Annotated in this window: 21 protein-coding genes and 1 pseudogene; 12 read left to right on the top strand and 10 right to left on the bottom strand. The window is 30.7% G+C overall.

The window, feature by feature from the left end; translation table 11 throughout:
* Positions 1–18: 18 nt before the first annotated feature.
* From rimP to H2277_RS04080, 8 genes are read right to left on the bottom strand one after another with little or no spacing between them, the layout of a single operon-like run.
* On the bottom strand, positions 19–459 hold the full coding sequence (gene rimP / locus H2277_RS04115) for a ribosome maturation factor RimP (protein ID WP_337201100.1): 441 nt from the start codon (positions 457–459) through the stop codon (positions 19–21).
* Positions 449–811 (bottom strand): 30S ribosome-binding factor RbfA, encoded by a 363-nt coding sequence (gene rbfA, locus H2277_RS04110; protein WP_337201099.1) that lies wholly within the window; start codon positions 809–811, stop codon positions 449–451. Before rbfA ends, rimP begins: the two co-directional genes overlap by 11 nt.
* Entirely contained in the window at positions 808–3,387 is a 2,580-nt protein-coding gene (gene infB / locus H2277_RS04105; protein ID WP_337201098.1) for a translation initiation factor IF-2, read from the bottom strand. Before infB ends, rbfA begins: the two co-directional genes overlap by 4 nt.
* Positions 3,374–3,670 carry a hypothetical protein gene (locus H2277_RS04100; RefSeq protein ID WP_407928556.1) on the bottom strand — a complete coding sequence of 99 codons (297 nt, stop codon included), beginning with the start codon at positions 3,668–3,670 and terminating at the stop codon, positions 3,374–3,376. The genes infB and H2277_RS04100 overlap by 14 nt, the downstream gene beginning before the upstream one ends.
* The gene (gene thrB / locus H2277_RS04095) at positions 3,664–4,542 is read right to left on the bottom strand and encodes a homoserine kinase (RefSeq protein WP_337201097.1); all 879 of its coding nucleotides are present in this window, start codon (positions 4,540–4,542) and stop codon (positions 3,664–3,666) included. Before thrB ends, H2277_RS04100 begins: the two co-directional genes overlap by 7 nt.
* A gap of 22 nt (positions 4,543–4,564) precedes the next feature.
* A complete protein-coding gene (locus H2277_RS04090) occupies positions 4,565–4,993 on the bottom strand; it encodes a tRNA threonylcarbamoyladenosine biosynthesis protein TsaB (protein WP_337201096.1) in 429 nt (142 codons plus the stop codon).
* Between the two features lie 11 nt (positions 4,994–5,004).
* Positions 5,005–5,889 (bottom strand): UDP-3-O-acyl-N-acetylglucosamine deacetylase, encoded by an 885-nt coding sequence (gene lpxC / locus H2277_RS04085; protein ID WP_137623901.1) that lies wholly within the window; start codon positions 5,887–5,889, stop codon positions 5,005–5,007.
* Positions 5,886–7,256 (bottom strand): M23 family metallopeptidase, encoded by a 1,371-nt coding sequence (locus H2277_RS04080; protein WP_337201095.1) that lies wholly within the window; start codon positions 7,254–7,256, stop codon positions 5,886–5,888. Before H2277_RS04080 ends, lpxC begins: the two co-directional genes overlap by 4 nt.
* A gap of 205 nt (positions 7,257–7,461) precedes the next feature.
* Between H2277_RS04080 and bamA the strand changes: the two genes are divergently transcribed.
* From bamA to H2277_RS04050, 6 genes are all read left to right on the top strand, one after another.
* Positions 7,462–9,678, top strand: a complete 2,217-nt coding sequence (gene bamA, locus H2277_RS04075; protein ID WP_337201094.1) for an outer membrane protein assembly factor BamA — start codon at positions 7,462–7,464, stop codon at positions 9,676–9,678.
* A gap of 156 nt (positions 9,679–9,834) precedes the next feature.
* On the top strand, positions 9,835–10,677 hold the full coding sequence (gene accD, locus H2277_RS04070) for an acetyl-CoA carboxylase, carboxyltransferase subunit beta (protein WP_337201093.1): 843 nt from the start codon (positions 9,835–9,837) through the stop codon (positions 10,675–10,677).
* A gap of 1 nt (position 10,678) precedes the next feature.
* Positions 10,679–11,131: a 23S rRNA (pseudouridine(1915)-N(3))-methyltransferase RlmH gene (locus tag H2277_RS04065; protein ID WP_337201092.1), complete on the top strand. Its 453-nt coding sequence runs from the start codon at positions 10,679–10,681 to the stop codon at positions 11,129–11,131.
* A gap of 13 nt (positions 11,132–11,144) precedes the next feature.
* On the top strand, positions 11,145–11,501 hold the full coding sequence (gene dksA, locus H2277_RS04060) for an RNA polymerase-binding protein DksA (protein WP_337201091.1): 357 nt from the start codon (positions 11,145–11,147) through the stop codon (positions 11,499–11,501).
* Complete coding sequence (locus H2277_RS04055) at positions 11,498–12,484, top strand: hypothetical protein (protein WP_337201090.1); 987 nt, start codon at positions 11,498–11,500, stop codon at positions 12,482–12,484. The genes dksA and H2277_RS04055 overlap by 4 nt, the downstream gene beginning before the upstream one ends.
* Entirely contained in the window at positions 12,481–13,398 is a 918-nt protein-coding gene (locus H2277_RS04050) for a tRNA-dihydrouridine synthase (RefSeq protein ID WP_337201089.1), read from the top strand. The genes H2277_RS04055 and H2277_RS04050 overlap by 4 nt, the downstream gene beginning before the upstream one ends.
* 49 nt (positions 13,399–13,447) lie before the next feature.
* On the opposite strand, the gene H2277_RS04045 is transcribed toward H2277_RS04050, so the two are convergent.
* A complete protein-coding gene (locus H2277_RS04045) occupies positions 13,448–15,817 on the bottom strand; it encodes a ribonucleoside-diphosphate reductase subunit alpha (protein ID WP_337201088.1) in 2,370 nt (789 codons plus the stop codon).
* A 16-nt stretch (positions 15,818–15,833) separates the two neighbouring features.
* Positions 15,834–17,162, bottom strand: a complete 1,329-nt coding sequence (purB, locus tag H2277_RS04040; protein WP_337201087.1) for an adenylosuccinate lyase — start codon at positions 17,160–17,162, stop codon at positions 15,834–15,836.
* A gap of 77 nt (positions 17,163–17,239) precedes the next feature.
* Between purB and H2277_RS04035 the strand changes: the two genes are divergently transcribed.
* The 6 genes and pseudogenes from H2277_RS04035 to H2277_RS04015 all read left to right on the top strand — a co-directional run bounded on the left by H2277_RS04035 (position 17,240) and on the right by H2277_RS04015 (position 22,712).
* Complete coding sequence (locus H2277_RS04035) at positions 17,240–18,145, top strand: RluA family pseudouridine synthase (protein WP_337201086.1); 906 nt, start codon at positions 17,240–17,242, stop codon at positions 18,143–18,145.
* An 88-nt stretch (positions 18,146–18,233) separates the two neighbouring features.
* A complete protein-coding gene (locus H2277_RS04030) occupies positions 18,234–19,145 on the top strand; it encodes a cytochrome-c peroxidase (protein ID WP_337201085.1) in 912 nt (303 codons plus the stop codon).
* Positions 19,129–19,812, top strand: a pseudogene (locus H2277_RS09290) (DAHL domain-containing protein); the annotation flags it as partial. The gene H2277_RS04030 and the pseudogene H2277_RS09290, both read left to right, overlap by 17 nt.
* A gap of 564 nt (positions 19,813–20,376) precedes the next feature.
* The gene (locus H2277_RS09285) at positions 20,377–20,919 is read left to right on the top strand and encodes a methyl-accepting chemotaxis protein (protein WP_407928557.1); all 543 of its coding nucleotides are present in this window, start codon (positions 20,377–20,379) and stop codon (positions 20,917–20,919) included.
* A 95-nt stretch (positions 20,920–21,014) separates the two neighbouring features.
* Positions 21,015–21,182 (top strand): dihydroneopterin aldolase, encoded by a 168-nt coding sequence (locus tag H2277_RS04020; protein WP_137623888.1) that lies wholly within the window; start codon positions 21,015–21,017, stop codon positions 21,180–21,182.
* A gap of 12 nt (positions 21,183–21,194) precedes the next feature.
* Positions 21,195–22,712: a disulfide bond formation protein B gene (locus H2277_RS04015; RefSeq protein ID WP_337201083.1), complete on the top strand. Its 1,518-nt coding sequence runs from the start codon at positions 21,195–21,197 to the stop codon at positions 22,710–22,712.
* The last annotated feature ends 18 nt before the right edge of the window (positions 22,713–22,730 follow it).

Raw genomic sequence — 22,730 nt, 5'->3', positions numbered from 1 at the left:
TAATAAATAATTTATTTTTCACCACTCCACAAAGGTTCTAGCTTTTTTTATATCATTAAATTTAAGAGTGATTTTTTCATTATCTAAGGTTTGTAAATTTATATTTTCATTTTCAACGCTAAGAATTTTTGCCTCGATTTTTTCTTTTTGATTGGTAGTAATTTTTACAAGTTCATTGATACTTTTTTCAAAATGCTCTATTTTGCTAAGCTTTCTTTCAAGCCCACAGCTTGAAACTTCTAAAAAATATTCTCCACTTACAGGTGGTTCCACATCAAAAATAGGCGATAAAATCTCACTAAGCCTAGCACAATCATCCAAATTTATCCCCGCTCTTTCACCTTTTTCATTTAAAGGATTCATCACATAAATTCGGTAAATTTTTTTTCCATTTTCACTGACTAATTCGCTATCATAAAGCTCTAAATTTGCTTCTTTACATAAAGCCTCAAGATTCATTTTTTTCCTTTTTTATCTTTTCAAAAAGTGCATCCATGTGATTTTGATACTCGAGTCTATCATCAAATTTAAAATGAAAATTCGGACAGCGATACCAACCTTGCTCACTCATACAATAGTTTTGCAAAGCCCTTGATGCCTTTTTTAAAGTGTTAAGAATTTTTTCTTGCTCATGGGTATTGAAAAACATTTTATCAAGATACACAAAAGCATCATATCTGCCTTTTTTGCATTCTACATCCACAACACAAAGATTTTTTAAATTCTCATCATCTAAATTTGCCAAAGCTTCAGGAATAAGCTCTTTTAAAATGCTTTCTGTGCGTAATTTTTTAATCTCAGCTGGATTCATAAACTTACTTTTTCTTCAACTTCTTTATAGCTTTCTATATAATCACCCACTCTCATATCATCACATCCTTGTATACCAACGCCACACTCATAACCTTTTGCAACTTCTTTAACATCATCCTTAAAACGTTTTAAAGAACTCACGCTTCCTTCAAAAACCACAACGCCTTCTCGTATGAGACGAATTTTAGCCCCTCTATTGATCACGCCTTCTGTAACCATACAGCCCGCAATTTGACCCAATTTTGGCACATTAATCACTTGTCTGATTTCAGCTTGACCCAATTGCTCTTCAGAAATTATAGGGCTCATCATACCACCAAGCAAGGCTTTAACATCGTCTAAAAGATTATAAATGACATTGTAGGTTTTTATTTCAACACCTTTATCTTTAGCGCGTTCTTTGATTTCCCCTGTTGGACGTATATTAAAACCAAGCACGATAGAATTTTCACTCGCACTAGCAAGCTCAATATCGCTTTGTGTGATTCCACCTACCCCGCTATGGATGATATCGACTTTAATTTCATCGTTTCTTAATTTTTCCAAACTTGCTTTTAAAGCTTCTAGTGTTCCTTGAACATCTGCTTTTAAGATAACTGGTAAAGCTTTGATATTGCCTTCTTTGATCTTAGCCCCAAGCTCATCAATACTAACCTTTGTAGATTTACTAAGTTCTTTTTGACGATTATATTCATAACGCTTAGCTGCATACTCTCTTGCTTCTTTATCGGTTTTAACAGAGATTAAAATTTCGCCTGATTGTGCCACTTCACTTAAACCAACTATCACTCCACATTCACCTGGCTTGATCTCTTTAAGCGCTTTACCTTGATCATCACTCATAGCTTTTATTTTTCCATAAGAAACACCCGCTACAACCGTATCGCCTACTTTTAAAGTTCCATTTTGCACTATCACAGTAGCAACTGCACCACGACCTTTTTGTATGGAAGATTCTATAATGCTTGCTTTTGCGTAATTTTTAGGATTTGCTTTTAACTCTAAAATATCAGCCTGTAAAAGCACAATTTCAAGTAAATCTTCTATTCCCATACCCGTTTTAGCAGACACACCTACAAATTCATAACTTCCACCCCACTCTACTGGCATGATCTCAAGTTCAGCAAGTTGTGTTTTTACCATATCAGGATTTGCGCCCTCTTTATCCATCTTATTAATCGCTATGATGATAGGCACATTAGCAGCTTTTGCATGATTGATCGCTTCTTTTGTTTGAGGCTTAACTCCATCATCAGCAGCTACAACGATAATAACAATATCAGTAATACTTGCACCCCTTGCACGCATTGCGGTAAAAGCCTCATGACCTGGAGTATCGATAAAGGTGATCTTTCGATCATTTTTTTCCACCATATAAGCACCTACATGTTGGGTAATTCCCCCTGCTTCACCACTTGCAACACGAGATTTTCTGATAAAATCTAGCAATGAAGTTTTACCGTGATCAACGTGCCCCATTATCGTAATAACAGGAGCTCTAGTGATTAAATCTTTTTCATCATCTTGAGTTTCATAATCTTTTACATAATCAAATTCATCCGCTTCATTGGTAATGCTTACTTCTATGCCAAATTCAGAAGCCAAAATTTCAATAGCGTCTTCATCCAAAAAATCATTTTTAGTTGTCATCATACCGAGCATAAAAAGCTTTGAGATCACTTCACTTGTGCTTTTGCCTATTTTATCGGCAAATTCATACACTCTAATTTCTTTAGGAATTTCAACGCTTGTAATGGCTTCATTTTCTTTTTTTTCTACTTTTTTAGGTGGTTTTTTACGACTTCTTCTTTGAATTCCACCTTCAGCAAAATTAACAGAATTACCCACAGCTTGGCGTAAAAAATTAGGCTGTTTTTTAACCATATTGTTCGGCTTTTCTTCTTCCTTAACGCTAAAATCAGGCAAAACAACCTCATCTTCATCATCTAAAGAAATTTCAGCAAAATCTTGATTTCCTAAAAGATCCATTTTTTGAGTATTCTCTTTTTTGACTGCGATATTAGGTTTTTTATCTTTTTTCTTCTTTTTTGCAGAATCATCAAGATCAGTATTTGAAAACATTGTTTTTAAATTAATTCTTTCTTGGTTTGAAGGAGTTTCAGCAGCACTTTTTGGTTCTTCTTTTTTTGCAAATTCTTCTTCGGTTTTTTTCTTTTTAACAATCACAAGCCCTCTTCTTTTTGCCAAAGTAGCACTCGCTAAACTCTCTTGAACTTTTTCTTTAGGCTCTTCTTTAACTTCTTCTTTTGGCTTAATCGTTTCTACTTTTTCTACTTTTTCTTGTTTTGCCACAGTAGTAGTTTTTGCGGTTTGAGCCTTGTCTTCTTTTACTTTGGTTTTTGTTTTTTTTGCTGGAGTTTGCTTGATATTTTTCTTAAAAGCTTCGGGGATAACTTTAGTTTGTATGTATTCATAAATTCCCGCAGCAACATCAGGTTCTACGGCATTTGATGCGGTTTTGATATTGAGTCCTAATTCGTTGGCCTTTTCGATGATTTCTTTGCTATCATATCCTAATTCTTTTGCGATTTCATGAATTCTAATTTTTGCCATTTAAAACGATCTCCTTTATATTCTGCTGAGTGATTTTTATATTTAATTTTTTACATATTTTCGAGAATGTGGCCTGAAATTTTTCATCCTCTATTAAAAGACAATGATTGCACAAATAAATACTACGACCAAAAGCTAAATTTTGGTATAACTCCGCCTTAAAAACCTTTAATCTATGCAATTCTTTTTGAAAAAAACGATTTTTGCAAACCACGCACATTCTAACCGGTTTATGTTTGTCTGCATTTTTAGAATTATATCTTTTTTTTTCATTTTTTAGCAAATTTCAAAACCTTTATTATCAAATTCTAAAACCAAAATTTTAAAATTTCTAAATTTTTTCTCAAGTTGCTGTTTTAAATAATTTGCATCCTCTTTATAAGCAAGATTAAAAAAACTAGAACCTGATCCTGAAAGAGTGCTCATTAAAGCTTTGTTTTCTAAAGCAATTTTTTGCACTTCAAAAAGTTCGGGTAAATTTTTCATTCTATGATTTTGATGAATTAAATCTTTACTAGCTATAGTCAATAAATCGTATTTTTTTTCCAAAAAACAAGCTGTAAGAAAAGAAGAATGAGCTAAGTTAAACACACACTCTTTAAGATTAAAACTTGATGGTAAAGCTGTACGACTTTGCTCTGTGCTTATAAATACGTTTGGAATAACTACAACAGCACTTAAATTTTCATCTATGGATTTTTTTATACTAAAAACATTTTCATTTTCAACAACAGAAACTACAAATCCTCCAAAAACTGCCGGAGCTATATTATCGGGATGATTTTCATATTTTAATGCCTCGTTTAAGATTTTTTGTTTTTCAACCCTAAATCCTGCCATTTCAAAAGCCGCTCCAATAGCTCCAACAATGACAGCAGAAGAGCTTCCAAGACCTCTAGATAAGGGAATTTTGTTTTCAAAAATAAAGCGAAATTTTTCTTTTTTTCCACTCAATCTTTCATAAACTTCATTAAAAATACTCACAAAAATATTATTTTTTTTAAGGCTTAAATTTTCACTACCTTCTCCATAAATACTGATGCTAAAAAAATTAGATTTTTCAATGATGGTACTATTAAAAAGCCCTATGCTTAAACCAAGACAATCAAATCCTGGTCCCAAATTTGCACTCGTTGCGGGTACTAAAATTTTCAATATTTATCCCTAGTAAAATTATTTAAATTGCAGGTAAAAAATAAAAAGGTAGATTATCATCTTTTTTATTAAGCTTGCTTAAATTTGAAGGTAAGATAAACTCTCCTGAAACAGTCTTTTCTAAAACAATTTTGTCCCCTTTTTTTACGAAACACATTTCTTTATGCGCACTAATGGGCTGATTATTATTTAATTCAAATGCACTGATTGCAAACAAGGGGATATTTTTAACTATGCTTAGAGTCCTTAAACTTACATAAGAAATTTTAATCCCCATAAAAGAACCTGGACCATTAGCATAAATAAGTTCATCAAAGGTGAAATCTTGAAGTAATTCTTGTAAAATTTTAGGTATAAATTCACTCGCTTTTTCATCGCTTGTTATGCTTTTTACAAGAAAATTATTTTGATAAATACCAAGCATTAAAGGCTTAGATAAGGCATTAAGCAAGAGAGAAGTTTTTATGCAAAAACCTTTTCATAAGCTTTTTCATTTGCTTTTTCAAGACTGACAATCTCATAAGCTTCTTTATCTTTTAACACCTCTTTAGTAAGCAAGTGATTTAAATGATGACTTCCAGCAAAAGATATATAATCGCCAAAAACTCTATATCCAAGCAAGGTTAAATCGCCAATAGCGTCTAAAATTTTATGCCTTACAAATTCATCCTTAAAACGCAAACCTTCAGGATTTAAAATTCGACTCTCATCTACAACTATAGTATTTTCCAAACTGCCGCCAAGCGCTAAATTTTTATCTCTAAGCATTTGAACATCTTTTAAAAAACCAAAAGTTCTAGCCCTTGCGATATTTTCTATATAATTTTTTTTACTGAATTCAAAATTATAAGTTTGCTCACCTATAACCGCATTATCAAATTTGATTGTATAATTAATTCTAGGCTCTTTAGTCGGTATCAATCTTACAAATTTATTCCCATCTCTTACTTCTATTGGTTTTTTAATAACCATAATTTTTTTAGGTGCATCCAGTTCTACAACTCCTGCCTCATCAAGCATCATGCAAAAACTAATACTTGATCCATCCATAACAGGAGCTTCGTTCGCATTTAAAACAATACGCACATTATCAATTCCATAGGCATTTATGGCACTCATTAAATGTTCTATCGTTGAAATAAAACCACGATCATCTCCTAAAACAGTGGCCATTTGAGTATTGATTACATTTTCAGGAATCGCTTTGTAACTTGCATTTAAATCACTTCTAAAAAAAACTATGCCGCTATCAGCCTCTAAAGGCTCAAGAGTAATTTCAATAGGTTCGCCTTTGTGTAGTCCTATTCCTACACCTTTTACTGATCTTGCTAAGGTCAATTGTTTCATTGTTTTTGTCCTAAAATTATTTTTTTTCCATTATTTAAAACTTTATAAATGTTTTCCTCGATCCATTTTCTATCTTGCCATTGCTCCGGACGTGTTTCTACTCCTTGAACCAAAACCCCAAAATGCAAATGATCTCCAAGAGCTAAACCACTTTTTCCTGTTCTTGCGATCACACTTTGACTGGCTATTTTTTCACCAACATCAATATCTTTAGATGAGCAATGTCCATAAAGACTATAAACACCAAAGCCATGATAAACAATCAAATTAAGCCCATAAATTCCATTTTTTTGTGCAAATACAACTTTTCCAGAATTATTGCTAAAGATTGGAGCTTCTCTAACACTAGCCAAATCTATACCCATATGGTAAGAATCGCTAACAAACTGACCATTATAAGAATAATATCTATGATCAGCAAAATCTCCAACTTTTAACGCATGCTTAAGCGGCAAAAACAAATTAAGAGAAAAATCATTAATTTTATCTTCTAAAACATTTGAAGTGATTTCATGTATAAGTTTTTCATTATCATTTCTTAAAGTTTCATTGACGAATTTAAATTTATCAAAACGCGTAAAATTATTATCTTTTGGAGCGTATTCTTGAGCCAAATTTTTAATTTTACCATCTAAGAAACTATCTGTAAGATTAATATTAGAGACTTTATACTTTCTATTTAAAAAATAATACCTTATGCGCTCTTTGGAAGTATTTCCAGCCTTATCCGTTGCAACCACATAAGCCCTAAATTCATCATCCCTTGCATCCCAAGCAATAAGGGATGCATAATAACCATCTTTAACATAAGGAGTTACTTTAAAGATCTTTCCTCTATTTGTCTCGATATAAACTTGGTCTAAGTTAGCATCTTTTGCAGAAAATACAACACTAGCTGTCCCGCCTTGCTCAATTTGGTAAGAATTGCTTAAAATATTTATTTTAGGAGAAGCATTATCGACTATAATCGCGATTTGTTTTTTTGCTTTATCTTTATCAAAGATATTCCAAAAACAATCATTTTTAGCAATAATTTCCATGATAAAAGACTTTGACTTTTCGCTATTTTTTGGCAAATCAACTTGCAAAGTAATATCATTTAATTTTTGTATCTTTTCATCCGCGATTAACGTTCCAGAATCTTGATCATCTTTTTTTAAGATAATTTTCACATTTTCAATAGAATGATTCTTGTCTTTAATATGAACAAAAATAGGTTTTTCAAGATTGGTATAGATAATATCAGGCATAAGAATTTGAGGTAAGCTTTTTCTAACCATATCCTCTTTTTTTATAACAAAAAAAGCTATCAAAACAATAAAAATTAAAAAATACAGATAAAAAGCTCTTTTCTTTCTTCTTGCCATTTTTCTTTCCTAAAAAATTAAATCTTAATTACAGTTTTTAAAAATTTTATAAAAATATGGTAAACACTAAATATAAGATAGATTAAAAATCTTATAAGAAGTTTGACTGAGCTAAAAACAATAATTAATACATCATTTTTGTTAAAATTTTTCTGATATAATCATAATTTTGTAATTTAAAGCTTATTTTTTAGGTAAAAAATCAATGAAAAAAATTATCAGTGTTTGTTTGTTGGCTACTTTAAGTAGCGCTACTGTTGTAAAAGAAATTAAATTCACCGGTTTAAATCATCTTTCAAATACAAGTGCGCTTAATCTTACTGGTTTAAAAATTGGAGAAAAGCTAGATCTTTCTAAAGTTAATCAAGCTATACTCAATCTTTATAAGCAAAATTATTTCGATAATATTGCCGTAGAAGAAAATAATGGCATTTTAAACATTATTGTTACGGAAAAACCAAGTATTGCTAAAATCACAGTTACAGGGATTGCTTCTAATGATCGTAAACAAATTGAAAGCATGCTTGGAATTAAAAAGGGAAATTTATTTGATGAATCAAGTGCTAAAGAAGCATGCGAACGCATTAAAAACTACTATGAAGCAAGAAGTTATTTTGACACCATTGTAGAATATAAAACAAAAACCCTAAACAATACAGACGGTTTAGAACTTGAATTTATAGTAAATCGCGGAGAAAATATTATTATTGATAATGTTTATTTAAGCGGAGCTAAAAAGCTATCTTACTCTGATATAGAACCTGCTGTTATCAACAAAGAAAAAGAATTTATGGGCTGGATGTGGGGAAGAAATGACGGAAAGCTTAAAATATTTGAATTAAACAATGATAGCGCAAGAATCAGCGATGAATACATGAAAAAAGGATATTTGGATGTACAAGTTTCAGCCCCTTATCTAAAAACTTATACAGATTTATATCAAGCTGATTTAACTTATTTTATCAAAGAAGGTAAACCGTATAAAATTAAAAATATCTCTATAGAAAATCCTTTATTTGAAGAGAAACAGAATTTAAAAACAGTTAAAAATCTGCGCTCTAGTGTTGGTAAAATTATCAATATCGAAGATGTTAGAAAAGATGTAAAAACTTTAGAAACACAAAGTGCTGATTTAGGTTATGCTTTTGTTGAAGTTTATCCAGATATCCAAAAAAATGATGAAACCCATGAAGTTACAATTAATTTTAAAGTTATTCCTCATGAAAAAGTTTATATTAGAAATGTAATTATTGCAAATAATTCTCGCACAGTTGATCGTGTTATACGTAGAGAATTATATGTCACTGAAGGCGATTTATATAATAGAACAGATCTAAGTGAATCTAAAAATGCCCTAAAAAGAACTTCATACTTTGATGATGTTAATATTAAAGAAAAAAAGGTTGATGATACACACATCGATCTTATTGTTGATATCAAAGAAGCTTCAACCGGTGCAATTTCTGGGGGTATAGGATATGGATCAAGCGATGGACTACTCTTAAATGCTTCTCTTTCTGATACAAATATTTTTGGATCAGGAATTAAAAGTTCGGTAAGCGTGGATAAAAGCGATGATACACTATCAGGAAGAATTAGCTTAATTGATCCAAGGGTTCTTGATAGTCAATATAGTTTAGGGGGAACTCTTTATTCTAATGATTATGAATGGGATAATTATTCAGAAAAAAATTATGGATTTGATATTACTGTAGGGCGTCAGTTTGCAAGATATTTTAACGCAAGTTTAACTTACAATTTAGAGCAAAGTGATATTTACCATCTTAGCCCAACTCTTTTAAGAACAGGTTATGATCTTGGAAAAAGTATCAAAAGCTCCATAGCTCCCGCTCTTTCATTTAATAATACAGATGATTATTATCTACCAAGATCAGGAATCATTACTTCAACAAGTCTTGAGTATGCTGGAATCGGAGGAGATCAAAAATTTCTATCCTCAAGTACTAGATTTAATTTTTATCAAGGCTTGCAAGATTATATAGGTTATGATCTTATTTATCGCTATAAAGCAAGTTTTTATAAAGTTTGGAATAGAGGTTATTTGCCAATTAATCAAAGAATTTATTTGGGCGGCATTCGCTCAATTCGTGGTTTTGAAAGCAGAACCGTAAGCCCTAAAAATGAATGGGGTGATGAAGTAGGTGGAACTATAGCTTTTGCTAATTCCGTAGAGCTTAGTTTTCCATTGATAGACAGAATCAAACTTCGTGGAAGTATGTTTTTTGATTATGGTATGATAGGACGTAAAAATTTAGATGAAATCAAAAGAATGAGTACGGGTGTTGGTTTAGAATGGATCACTCCTATAGGGCCTTTGCAACTTATCTTTGCTAAACCGTTAAATAAGAAAAAAGGCGATGATACAAGTACTTTTGAATTCAATCTAGGAACTCGTTTTTAATATTTTTAGATGTCTTAATCATCTAAAAATTTAAACGCTTACTGCAAATAAAATTCATTTCATAAAAATTTATACTAAAAAATACTTTTTGCAAGAAAAGCTAAGAAATTTTTGATATAATTCTTAAATTTTTTAAATCTAATTTAGGTGATTTATATGAATTTTGCAGATATTTTTTCAAAAATTAGAAGACAACAACCTAGCGTAAAAGAAGCACCAAATCACTGGGTAAAATGCCCGAGCTGTCATGCTTTAATGTATTATAAAGAAATAGAATCTTGTTTTAATGTATGCCCTAAATGTTCTCATCATATGAGAATTGCTCCCATAGAAAGAATCAATCTTTTAAGCGATGAAAATAGTTTTGTAGAATTTGATGCTAATTTAGAAGCCATCGATCCTCTTAAATTTGTTGATAGTAAATCCTATAAAAAAAGATTGATCGAAAATCAAAGTAAAACAGGTAAAAAATCTGCAGTTGTAAGCGGGGAATGTACAATTGATGGGATTAAAACTCAACTAGTTGTGTTTGATTTTTCTTTTATGGGAGGTTCTTTAGGATCAGTAGAAGGTGAAAAAATAGTTCGAGCCATACAAAGAGCCATCAGCAATAAAAACCCTTTAGTAATTGTAAGTGCGAGCGGGGGTGCCAGAATGCAAGAAAGCACCTATTCTTTAATGCAAATGAGTAAAACAAGTACTGCTTTAAAACTCCTAAGCAAAGAAAAAATTCCTTATATAAGCATCTTAACAGATCCAACCATGGGAGGCGTGAGTGCTTCTTTTGCTTGGCTTGGAGACTTAGTGATTGCCGAACCGGGAGCTTTGGTAGGCTTTGCAGGTGAAAGAGTTATAAAACAAACCATAGGAGCTGATTTACCACAAGGTTTTCAAAGAGCCGAATTTTTGCTAGAACACGGTCTTATAGATGCTATAATTGAACGATCTGAAATGAAAAAATATCTTAGCGATGTGCTTAAGTTTTTTTATGGAAACTGATTTGCAGATTAATATTTTTTATATACAAAAAAGCGATGAATTTGAAATTCTAGATAAAAAATATTTTAAATTAATATCTAAATTTGCTACGATCAAAGAATACAATCTTTTTAATAAAAAAATAGCCAACGCGCAAAATCTCAACAATCCAGAACTAGCAAAGAAAAGTTATGAAGAGGTATTTAATACTTATAAAAAAGGCTTTAATATAGCCCTTGATGAAAAAGGCAAAGAGCTAACAAGTTTGGAATTTGCTAAAATAATACAAGATAAAATTGAATTAAGTTTTTTTATAGGTGGGGCTTATGGACTGAGAAAAGAATTTACAGAAAAATTAGATTTTAGTCTTTCGTTGAGTAAATTGACTTTGGCGCATTATTTTGCCAAAACTTTGCTTTTAGAGCAAATTTATCGCGCCTTTTGCATTAACTCTAATCACCCTTACCATAAATGAATTAGGAAACTTCATGAAAAAAAACGACTTAAACTTTTTTAAAGATAATCTAGAGCAAAGAAAAAAAAATATAAAAGAAGATTTGCAAAGTAATTCCAGAGAAATTGAAGCTTTACACAATAGTGTTCCTAGTGATAGTGTTGATTTTTCAGTGATAGAAACAAATTCTCAAATTGATCTTGCTATAAGTGCTAATTTAAAACAAGAATTAAAAGAAATTGAGGAATCTCTTGATAAAATTAAAAATAATAATTATGGCATTTGCGAATTCTGCGAAGAAGAAATTGCGATTGAGAGACTTAAGATAAAACCTCATGCAAAATACTGCATCACTTGTCATGAAAATTTAGAAAAAAGGGAAAATCTATGAAAATTAAGCTATTTTTGGGAGCTAGTTTTATTTATACTCTTATAATTTTTACATTTGCTTGGTATTTAAAACTTGGTAGCTATAGTCTAAATTTTAGCACTTATAATTTTGAACTTCCGATTATGATTTGGTTGATTTTGCCTTTAATCCCTTTAATCATTTTTGCTACCTTTCACATGATTTTTTACCATTTTTTGCTAACTCTTAAGTTCAAACATTTCTTCAAAGACTCTGCTAAATTCGAAAACTATATCCAAAATTTGCTTTTAGAAAAAGACTTAAATACAAGCTTTTATACTCAAGAATTTAGAAAAGTGGCACAACTAGCAAAAATTGTAAAAACCCATGAAAAAATTCCAAACGAAACCAAAATCAATGAAATTTTAGACCTTATTGATGCTTTAAATAATCAAGAATGTGCTAATATTTCTAAATTCAAACTCCCAAATAACAATATTTTATTTTTAAAGAATGAACAAAATCGCATTCAAAATGATGTAAATTATGCCTATTCTAAAATAAAAAACATCACTGAAATCAAAGATGAATTTGAGGAATTAGCCTTTAATACTCTTCTTAAAAAAGGCAATTATGAACAAATCAAAAATATTAAAATTTCTAAAAATTCTCATCAAATTTTAAATCTAATAAAACGCTTTAAAGATGGAAATATTGAACTTAATACCGCTGAATTTGAAGTTTTACTCACCCACTCTCTCTTAAATGAAAAAGAATATTTAAGCATTGCAAAAATGAGCACTCAATTTTTTAATCCAGATGCAATACTAGGAATTTTTTCTAAAATAAAAAATGAAAAAAATGAAGCATTGAAAGCGTACTTATACTTACTTGCTGAATTTGGGCTTTTAGATGAACTAAGAGAGCAAATTAGAAAAGATGAAAAAAAATTTAGCGATTTTAAAGCCTTTTTAATCCTTAAAGAAAATAACATAAAATTTGATTTAAATCACCTCATACAATGATAGATTTTACCAATAAACCCTTGTTTCTGGCTCCAATGGCAGGTTTTTCAGACTTGCCATTTAGAAATGTGGTTAAAAAATTTGGAGCTGATGTAACTATCAGTGAAATGATAAGCTCTAATGCTTTAGTGTATGAAAACTCTAAAACTTTGCACATGCTAGAGCGTTCAGAACTTGAAAAACCTTATATTGTACAAATTGCTGGAGGAGACAAAGAAGTACTTAAAAAGGCTATTGAATTTCTTAATCGAATCGATTTTATAGATGGCATAGATTTTAACTGCGGCTGTCCTGTAAATAAAGTAGTTAAGCAATGTGCTGGTAGCGCCTTATTAAATGATTTAGAGCTTTTTAAAACTTTAGTAGGAGTGATCAAACAAACCAATAAAAAAAGATTAACAAGTGTCAAATTTAGATTAGGATTTAATGAAAAATATCCTGAAAAAATGGCTAAAATTTGTGAAAATTTAGGCGTTGATTTTGTAAGCATTCATGGACGAACAAGAAAACAACTTTATAGCGGAAAGTCTGATTATGACTCTATAGCCTTTGCTAAAGCAAGTGTAAAAATTCCTGTCATTGCTAATGGAGATATTAATGCAAATAACGCGTTTGAGGTTTATAATATCACAAAATGCGATGGATTAATGATAGGAAGAGCAAGTATAGGTAATCCTTGGATCTTTTATGAAATAAAACACAATAAAAAAGTTGAAGAAAGCTTAAAAAAAGAAATCATATTAACCCATTTTGAAGAAATGTTAAAGCATTATAAAAATCAAGCCGTAAGTATATTTCGCAAACATTTACATGAGTATTCTAAAGGATATCAAGAAGCTTCAGCCTTTAGAGATGAAGTTAATCGCATCAATGATGCAAAAAAAATGAAGAAAAAAATAGAATCATTTTTCTAATCAATTTGAATTTGAAGTTTTTAAAAGATTAAAAACTTCAATAATTTTTTTACTGACATCCCTCGCACTCTATACTGCGATCAGCTACATTGACTTTTTCGCTATTAGGACTTTCGCTTCTTAAATAATATGTAGATTTAACGCCAAGCTCCCAAGCAAGTTGGTAAATTTCATTAAGATAGCCTCCACTTGCCTTATCTAGCGATAAAAAGATATTTAAGCTTTGACCTTGATCGATCCACTTTCCACGTATGGCAGCTGCTTTTACTAAAATTCTTTGATCAAGCTCATAAGCTGGAGTGTAATATTCCCAAGTTTCAAGACTTAAATTTGGAACAACAACAGGTATCATACCGCTTAAATTCTGCTCAAACCACTTACGCTTATAAACAGGCTCTATAGTTTGAGTGGTTCCCACCAAAATAGATATAGAAGAAGTAGGAGCAATTGCCATTAAATACCCATTTCTCATACCATCTTTTCTTACTTTTTCCCTAAGTTTATTCCAATCACAATCACTTTGATTAAATAAACCTTCTCTTAAAGTTAGAGCTTTAGCTTGTTCATTAGCAACATCAATAGGGAAAATTCCTTTGCTCCAATTTGATCCTTGAAAATCAGGATAAGATCCTTTTTCTATGGATAAATTAGAACTTGCATTTATAGCTTCAAAACTAATTTTTTCCATAATTCTATCAATCATTTCAAAATGCTCTTCGCTTCCCCAATGAATTCTAGCTTCAGCAAGCATTTGTGCTTCTCCCATAACTCCAAGCCCTATAGAACGTGATTTTAAATTTGTATCTTTTACTTTTCTATGAGGATAGAAATTTAAATCAATCACATTATCAAGCATACGTATAGCCGTAGGCACAACACGTTCTATATCTTCCTTAGAATGCACTTTACTTAAATTGACACTTGCCAAATTACACACAGCGGTTTTACCGTCATTTTTATATTTTTCAACTATATAAACTTTGTTACCATCAATACTATCTAAAGTCGAAATTTTCTTAGCTGATTTTTCATGGCCACCATCTATAATAACACGCTCTTCTTCATCATAATGTCTCTCATCACCATTTTCAAAAACAACTTTAATTTGATAATAATTAGGATTGGTATTTTGAAAAATTTCAGTACATAAATTTGAACTTCTAATGATTCCAACGTGAGAGTTTGGATTGGCCTTATTAGCAGTATCTTTAAAGCATAAAAATGGCAAACCTGTCTCAAAATAATTTAACAATATTTTTTTCCAAAGCTCTTTGGCTTCTACGATTTCTTTAACTATATTTTCATCTTTTTCATATTCTTTATAGCGTTTTTCAAATTCTTCACCATACAAATCGCACAAATCGGCTGTATCAGCAGGATCAAAAAGCGTCCATTTGTCATTAGCTCTAACCCTTTTCATAAAAAGATCATTGATCCATAAAGCAGGAAAAAGTTCATGCGCTCTACGTCTTTCCTCTCCGGAATTTTTTCTTAAATCTATAAAATCACCTATATCCATATGCCAAGGCTCTATATAAACCGCAATAGCACCTTTTCTAGTTCCAAGTTGATCTACAGCCACCGCAATATCATTTGTAATTTTTAAAAAAGGAATGATTCCCCCAGCTGCATTTTTATGTCCGTCTATACTTCCACCCATAGCACGAACTTTAGACCAATCCCAACCTATACCACCGCCAAATTTAGATAAAAGTGCCATTTCTTGATAAGAATCAAAAATGCCTTCAATATTATCAGGAGTACTTCCTATATAACAAGAACTGAGTTGATGTCTAGTGGTTCTAGCATTCGAAAGAGTCGGAGTAGCAAGCATAATTTCAAATTTAGAAATCAAATCATAAAATTTCTTAGCCCATTCTCCAGGATTAAATTCATTTTGTGCTAAAAACATGGCTATAGCCATAAACATTTGCTGTGGAAGTTCTATAGGCATACCCTTGCTATCTTTAATCAAATAACGATCATATAAAGTTTTAACACCCAAATAAGTAAATTGCATATCGCGCTCAGGCTTGATATAATCATTTAAATCATCTAGATCATATTTTTCTTTTAAGCCCAGTAAAATTCTTCCTTCTTTTTCTCCTCTTTCAAAATAATCACGTAAATGATTATAACGATTCATTCCATTAACTTTTTTATACAAATCAAACAAAAAAAGTCTAGCAGCAACAAAAGTCCAATTTGGACAATCAATATCTATCTTATCTACAGCCGTTTTAATAAGAGTTTTTTGAATTTCTTCGGTTGAAATTCCATCTCTAAACTGAATTTTTGCATCAAGTTCTAATTCGCTTAGGCTCACACCTTCTAGGTCTCTCACAGCATCAGAAGTGCATTTTTTAATTTTAGAAATATCTAATTCTTCTGTTCGGCCATTTCTTTTTATAACTTTCATTGTTTCCCTTGCTTAATTATTTAAATGTTCTTGCAAAAATAGCATCAATATTTTTTGTATAGTAATCATAATTAAAACATTTACGTATATCTTCCTCGCTTAAACTTTTTCTTAAATCTTCATCATTTAAAAGTGCGATTAAAAATAAACTTTCATTTTTATTATTGATCGCCTCTTTGCCATTTTGTAAATCAGCCCATACCTTCATAGCATTTCTTTGAACGATTTTATAAGCTTCTTCACGACTAATTCCTTTAAAAGGAAGTTCTAGTAAAACACGTTGAGAAAAAACAAGTCCTCCTGTAAGATTTAAATTTTTCATCATATTTTCTGGATAAACTAAAAGATTTTCGATCAAATTCGTAAGACGTGCAAGCATAAAATCTGCTGTTATAAAAGCATCAGGTAAAATAAATCTCTCTACACTAGAATGAGAAATATCTCTTTCATGCCAAAGTGCAACATTTTCCAATGCCGGTGTAACAAAAGATCGAATAACTCTACAAAGCCCTGTAATATTTTCACTCAAAACTGGATTTCTCTTATGTGGCATTGCTGAACTTCCTTTTTGCCCTGCACTAAAAAATTCTTCAGCCTCATAAACTTCCGTTCTTTGAAAATGTCTTATTGCTACAGCAATTTGCTCACAAGATGAAGCTAAAATAGCAATTGCTGAAATTACTTGTGCGTAACGATCTCTTTGGATAACCTGATTAGAAACTGGAGCAGGTTTAAGATCTAAATTTTTGCAAACCTCTTCTTCAAATTCCAAAGGAGCGTGAGCGAAATTTCCCATTGCGCCACTGATTTTTCCATAACTAATCACTTCTTTAGCGTGCTCTATAAGATCTTTAGCGTGTAAAATTTCATCATACCAAATTGCCATAACCAAACCAAAAGTTATAGGTTCGCCATGAATTCCATGGCTTCTTCCGACCATTAAGGTATTTTTATGTTCCATGGCGCGTTTTTTTATAGCTTCCAAAAGTAAAGAGATATCCTCTAGAATAAGCTCTAAACTTTCTTTGATTTGCAAAGCAACCGCAGTATCAATACAATCAGAACTCGTCATTGCATAATGCACAAAACGACTCTCTTCTCCTAAACTTTCACTCACGCTTGTAAGAAAAGCTATAACATCATGTTTAGTTGTTTTTTCAATTTCATCAATTCTATCGATATCAAATTTTGCATTTTTTAAGATTTTTTCACAATCAGTATCGTTAATAAGATCTAATTTATTCCAAGCTTTTACAGCCGCTAATTCTACCTTTAGCCATGCATCATATTTGGCTTTAATATCCCATTTTTTAGCCATAATTTCTCTGCTATATCTTGCAACCATGCTTTTAAACCTTTTTAGCTATAATTTTAAAATGAAAAAATGGAATTCTATCTAAAAAATTCTAAGAAAGAAGTTAAATGCCCTATATCAAAACAAAACTACCCAATAATGGAAAAAAGGCATTTCAAGTCCTTATGGAAGCCTTGAAAATTCCCATAAATGAGGCGCAAAGACTGATCGATAAAAAAAGACTTTTTTGCGATGGAAAATTAGTTGAAGAAAAAAATAAAATTTTAAATGGAACCGTAGAATTAATTGTTTATGAAACCCATCCAAAGGGAGTGGAGATTGTATTTGAAAATGAAGATTTTGCCGTACTTGAAAAACCAAGTGGCGTTCTTAGCCATCCCAATGGAAGACATTGTCAATACAGTCTTAGTGATGAAATTTGGCATTTATGGGGAAAACAAGCCTCTATAGCTCATCGTCTTGATAAAGAAACGAGTGGGTTAATTCTTGTTGCAAAAAATAAACACGCTCAAATTCAATTTAAAACCATGTTTGAAAAAAAACAAATTCAAAAAGAGTATCTAGCTTTGGTTTCGGGAAAAATAGAAAAAAATTTTAAAATTAATGCTCGCATAAATTTAGTCAAAAATTATCACGATGTAAAAACCAGAATGCAAATTTGTGAAAAAGGAAAAAAAGCTTTGACTGAATTTGAAATTTTGAATTTTTTTCCTAAGTACAATTGCACACTTTTACTTTGCAAACCTCTAACAGGAAGACAACACCAAATAAGAATTCATTTATATCATGCAAAACATCCTATATTGGGTGATCCGCTTTATGGTTTAAAAAAAGAAGAGATTGAAGCGATATTAGATAGAAAAATAAATCTAGAAGAAAGAATTCATCTAACAGGAGCAAAACGCTTATGTTTGCACGCCAAATCTTTAAAATTTACTTTTAAAGATTGCCAGTTTATCGTTAATTCTAAAAAAAATATTGAAAATGAATTTATCAAAGCTTTACATATCTAAGCAAAATACTTTTAAAATTTATTATTAATTAATAAATTTTACATTATGATTATAAAACTTTATAATAAAATTAAGGAAATTAGAACCAATGAAAATATTTTATACAATACTACTTTTAATAACAACATCATTTGCAATCGATATGGTTGATCCGCTTCCAGATAAAATACCTTATGATAAACAAAAAGCTATTCTTGGAAAAAAATTATATATGGATACTTCTTTATCCAAAGATGGAAAAGTATCTTGCAATACCTGCCATAATATTAATAATTATGGAGTTGATAATACCGTAAATTCAAATGGGGTAAATAATCAATTAGATACGCCTTTTAATACACCAACCACTTTTAATTCTGTATTTAATTTTGTTCAATTTTGGAATGGGCGAGCGCAGAATTTACAAGATCAAGCAAAGGTGCCTTTATTTAATCCTAAGGAAATGGGCTTAACTCCAGAATTTCTTTTAAAACAAATTAATGCGAACGCTGATTATGTAAAAAGTTTTGAAGATATTTATGGAGAGGTTAGCGTAGATAATATAGCTGATGCAATTGCAGAATTTGAAAAAACACTTATCACCCCAAATTCTCCTTTCGATAAATATTTAAAGGGGGATGAGAATGCGATTTCCGAAAAAGCAAAAAGAGGCTACGAAGAATTTAAAGCTCAAGGTTGTATTTCTTGCCACCAAGGACAAAATATAGGTGGCAATATGTTTCAAAAAATTGGTATTTTTCAAGAATATCCTAATCAAGAAGACTTAGGACGCTATGAGATAACAAAAAAAGAGAGCGATAAGATGGTATTTAAGGTACCAAGTCTTAGAAATATAGCTAAAACAGCTCCTTATTATCATGATGGAAGTATACCAACTTTAGATGCTTGTGTTCAATTTATGGCTTACTATCAACTTGGAAAGTTTTTAACCCAAGAAACCGTAGATAATATAGTAGCTTTTCTAGAAAGCCTAACAGGAGAATATGATGACAACATCTAATAAAAAAATTTCTTTTTTATATCAGTTTATTTTTTTAGCAATTTGTACATTAATTGCTATTTTTATATTATTAGGAATTATTTTTAATAATTACACTTCAAGTAAAAATTCTAAAGAAATTATAAATACTCTACAAACTCTTCAAATCTTAAATACACGCATCGATAAAGTTTTTCAAAATAGCTTTGATTTTATCAATTACGATGAAAGTGTTGTAGCAATTAAACAAATGAAAGATATGCTAAAAAAACTAAAAAAACTAGGGATTGATGATTCTTATGTTGAAACTATTTTTAAAGAAAAATTAGCGCAACTAGATCATTTTAAGTCAGCTAATTCTATCGCGGTCAATTCTAAATTTTATCTTTTTGAATTAGCTAAAGATTATTTTGATGAAACTGAAAATAACTTAAGTAAAAAAGATTCTAAAAATTTAAAAACAATAAATTCTATCCTTAGAATTATTGCAACAGAAAATGTTTTAGAAAAAAGTACTTTAAAGCATTTAGATGCCTTGATACAAAATTTATCATTGATGAAAAATAATGACACTTTAGAGCTTTTCGCAACCCATTACAAAATGATTTTAAAACAAATTCAAATTATGCAGGGTGATTCAACTATTTATTCTAATAATACACTGGCTAAAGAGCTTGATCGCCTTAATCAAATCACACAGTCAAATATTGATAAAATCAATATACAAAAACTATACGTAGCGATTGGAGTTTTTGCTTTGGTTTTTGTTTTGCTGATTTTGTTTATTTCTATTACTTTGAAAAAAATTATTATTCCTGTGAGAATTTTAGAAAAACTAAGCACCAATCTAGCCAGCGAAGAGGCAAATTTATCCTCTCGTTTAAATATAGATCCAAAAAGCGAATTAGGACAAAGTGCGGCACATATTAACACCTTTATTTCGGTTGTACAAAATTCTGTACTTGAAGCTATCGAAAATGCAGAAGCTAACTATAAAAATTCTAAACAATTAAAAAATAATGCTGATACCCTTGAAGAGAGTTCAACTTCTCAAAATAATCAAATTGAAAATGTGAAAGAAATCACTAATGTTTTAGATGATCACATCGCATTAGCTGGAAATTTAGCACAAGAAAGCGTTGATAATATGCAAGATATGCATTTACTCATGAATAAAGTAGGAGATACCCTTACTCAACTTGTTGATCTTATTTACGAAAATAACGCAAAAGAACAAAATGTTGTTGTCAATATGGATAATTTAACTCAAAGTGCTGACAATATCATCGAAATTACTAATTCTGTTAGAGATATAGCCGATCAAACCAATCTACTTGCTCTTAATGCAGCTGTTGAAGCAGCTAGAGCGGGAGAGCATGGACGAGGATTTGCTGTTGTTGCTGATGAGGTTGGAAAACTTGCTGATAAAACAAGTAAATCTCTTTTAAGTATCAATGCCACTGTTAATACTATCGTTCAGCAAATCAATGATAACAAATCTTTAATGGATCTCATTCATGAATCTATGAAAGAAACTTCAGAGAAAACCAATAGTTTGCAACAAGAACTTATTAACTCTATGCACAAGCTGGAAAGCTCTATAAAATCGACTCAAGTTATGAAAGATAAAAGCACAGAGGTGCAAGAAAAAATGTTTATTTTAAGAGACAGCGTCGATAAAGTAAATGAACTTGCTAATCTTATTAAGGATCTTTCCTGCGAAGTTAATAATATTTCTAGCAATGTCTTTAATGGAGCTTCTAAACTTTCACAAAAACTTAATAATTTCAAATAATTTAATCCGTATTTTATAAATATGGATTAAATATTTTATGTTTATTTTATTTTAATGAGGTACAATTTAATAACTTTACCTAAAAAGGAGTTACTATGGAGTTTTTGGAACTTTTATTAATTTTTGTTGCCTTAATACTCATCATTAAAAAACCAGAAAAAGAAAATTTGGCTTTTAGCTTAGTGATGATAGCTTGGCTTATGATGATTGTTTTTTATGTTGGTCACAAATCAACTGGACTTTTAACCATAATGAATTTGTAAAAAGGATAAAAAATGAATGAAATTAATAAAGCAAAAAAATTTTATACCTTAATGTGCCTAGCAGGTTTTTTAATCATACTTTTACCTGTAGGAACTGCAAATATTATTTTTGGTTATTTTTTAGCTGACAGCCCTTGTGTGCTTTGCTGGGGACAAAGAGAAGCGATGATTTTTATCGGGGTAATGGCTCTTTTTATAGTTCGTTATGGAATGAAAGGAAAATATCTAGCCGCTCTTTTAATCATGACTGCAGCAGGTCTTTACCAGTCTTTTGCTCATTACGGAAACCACGCTATGGAAGATTTGGATCAAGGTTTTGGCTTACCTGTTTTTGGAATTCATACCTATTTTTGGGCTGAAGTTGTATTTTGGGCAGTTGTATTGCTTTTAGGCTTAATTTTCATTTTTGCACCAAAATTCAGTGCTTTTGATAAAGAATTAAATGGCGAAAAATTTAGAAAATACACTAGCTTCTCACTTGCTGCTGTTGTTATTAGCGCTATTATTGTAGCCTCAAATGTTTTTCAAGCCTTTGTTGGAACTGGTATATTTCCTTATGTAGGTCAAGGAGATCCTGTAAGATTTACTCTTAATCCAAAATATATAATTTGGAGTACAGATAGCTGGAATGGATTGTGGCAAAACATCTCTTTCTTGGGAAAACGTGATGTTAAAGCTCCTGATTATGCTTTTGCGCCAGCAAGCGATAAACTAGGAGTCAAATTTGACAATGATGTTAATAATTCTCCATTTGCAAAAATTGATGAAAATCTTAAAATATTAGATGAACAAACTATCAATTTAAACAAAGCAATTAATACTTTAGATTTTATCAATAATGAATTTGTAGCAAGTTCTAAATGGGATGTTTATTTCTTAGATAACAATTTCACCACAAAAGATAGTTTTGAACTTGATCCTTATTTTTCAGCAAGTATCGACCCTATCATGGGAATTATTCCTTACATGAATGATAAATTTATCCTTATGGGTTCTAACAAAACTCTTTTAAGATTTAAGAAAAATCCAAACGCAAATGATGCTTTACAGTATGCTGATTTTGTAAAGGGGGCTAATCATTTTGAAGGTCAAGGAAAAGATTTGGGTCGTGCAAGATTAAGCACTATAAGATCTAAATTTAATCACGTAGCAAGCATGACTACAGATGATCGATATTTTTATCTTGCTACAGTTCCAAACAATAAAGATGCTAAAACCTTTGTTATCTCTAAATACTCTTTAAAAGATCTTATTTTATCTGCAGAATTTACACCAAAAGCAGATCTTAAAGAAGGTAAAACTTTAGGGGATCTTTATATCACTTCAATGACTGATAAAGATGGAAAAATATACGCTTTAAGTAAAAATCATAATGTTATAGCAGTGATTGATCCAGTTAAAGAAGAAGTTGTCAAAACTCTATCTTTTCCAAATACTATAACTAATGCAAGAAGTATTTTCTTTAAAGATGGAAAAATCAATATTCTTTCTTATCAAGATGGAGCTAATAAACTCTTTACTCTAAATTAAAACTCAAGTCCTAGTTAA

This window comes from Campylobacter sp. W0014 (genome assembly GCF_020135975.1).
Lineage (GTDB): Bacteria > Campylobacterota > Campylobacteria > Campylobacterales > Campylobacteraceae > Campylobacter_D.
Note: the sequence above shows the minus strand (reverse complement) of the source record. Positions and strands in the feature narration are given on the sequence as shown.

Coding starts and splice junctions, on each gene's coding strand:
- H2277_RS04015 (WP_337201083.1), top strand. CDS start 21,195: ATGAATGAAATTAATAAAGCAAAAAAATTTTATACCTTAATGTGCCTA.
- accD (WP_337201093.1), top strand. CDS start 9,835: ATGAATTTTGCAGATATTTTTTCAAAAATTAGAAGACAACAACCTAGC.
- H2277_RS04050 (WP_337201089.1), top strand. CDS start 12,481: ATGATAGATTTTACCAATAAACCCTTGTTTCTGGCTCCAATGGCAGGT.
- H2277_RS04035 (WP_337201086.1), top strand. CDS start 17,240: ATGCCCTATATCAAAACAAAACTACCCAATAATGGAAAAAAGGCATTT.
- H2277_RS04080 (WP_337201095.1), bottom strand. CDS start 7,256: ATGGCAAGAAGAAAGAAAAGAGCTTTTTATCTGTATTTTTTAATTTTT.
- rimP (WP_337201100.1), bottom strand. CDS start 459: ATGAATCTTGAGGCTTTATGTAAAGAAGCAAATTTAGAGCTTTATGAT.
- lpxC (WP_137623901.1), bottom strand. CDS start 5,889: ATGAAACAATTGACCTTAGCAAGATCAGTAAAAGGTGTAGGAATAGGA.
- dksA (WP_337201091.1), top strand. CDS start 11,145: ATGAAAAAAAACGACTTAAACTTTTTTAAAGATAATCTAGAGCAAAGA.
- purB (WP_337201087.1), bottom strand. CDS start 17,162: ATGGTTGCAAGATATAGCAGAGAAATTATGGCTAAAAAATGGGATATT.
- H2277_RS04020 (WP_137623888.1), top strand. CDS start 21,015: ATGGAGTTTTTGGAACTTTTATTAATTTTTGTTGCCTTAATACTCATC.
- H2277_RS04045 (WP_337201088.1), bottom strand. CDS start 15,817: ATGAAAGTTATAAAAAGAAATGGCCGAACAGAAGAATTAGATATTTCT.
- infB (WP_337201098.1), bottom strand. CDS start 3,387: ATGGCAAAAATTAGAATTCATGAAATCGCAAAAGAATTAGGATATGAT.
- H2277_RS04030 (WP_337201085.1), top strand. CDS start 18,234: ATGAAAATATTTTATACAATACTACTTTTAATAACAACATCATTTGCA.
- H2277_RS09285 (WP_407928557.1), top strand. CDS start 20,377: ATGGATAATTTAACTCAAAGTGCTGACAATATCATCGAAATTACTAAT.
- H2277_RS04055 (WP_337201090.1), top strand. CDS start 11,498: ATGAAAATTAAGCTATTTTTGGGAGCTAGTTTTATTTATACTCTTATA.
- rbfA (WP_337201099.1), bottom strand. CDS start 811: ATGAATCCAGCTGAGATTAAAAAATTACGCACAGAAAGCATTTTAAAA.
- bamA (WP_337201094.1), top strand. CDS start 7,462: ATGAAAAAAATTATCAGTGTTTGTTTGTTGGCTACTTTAAGTAGCGCT.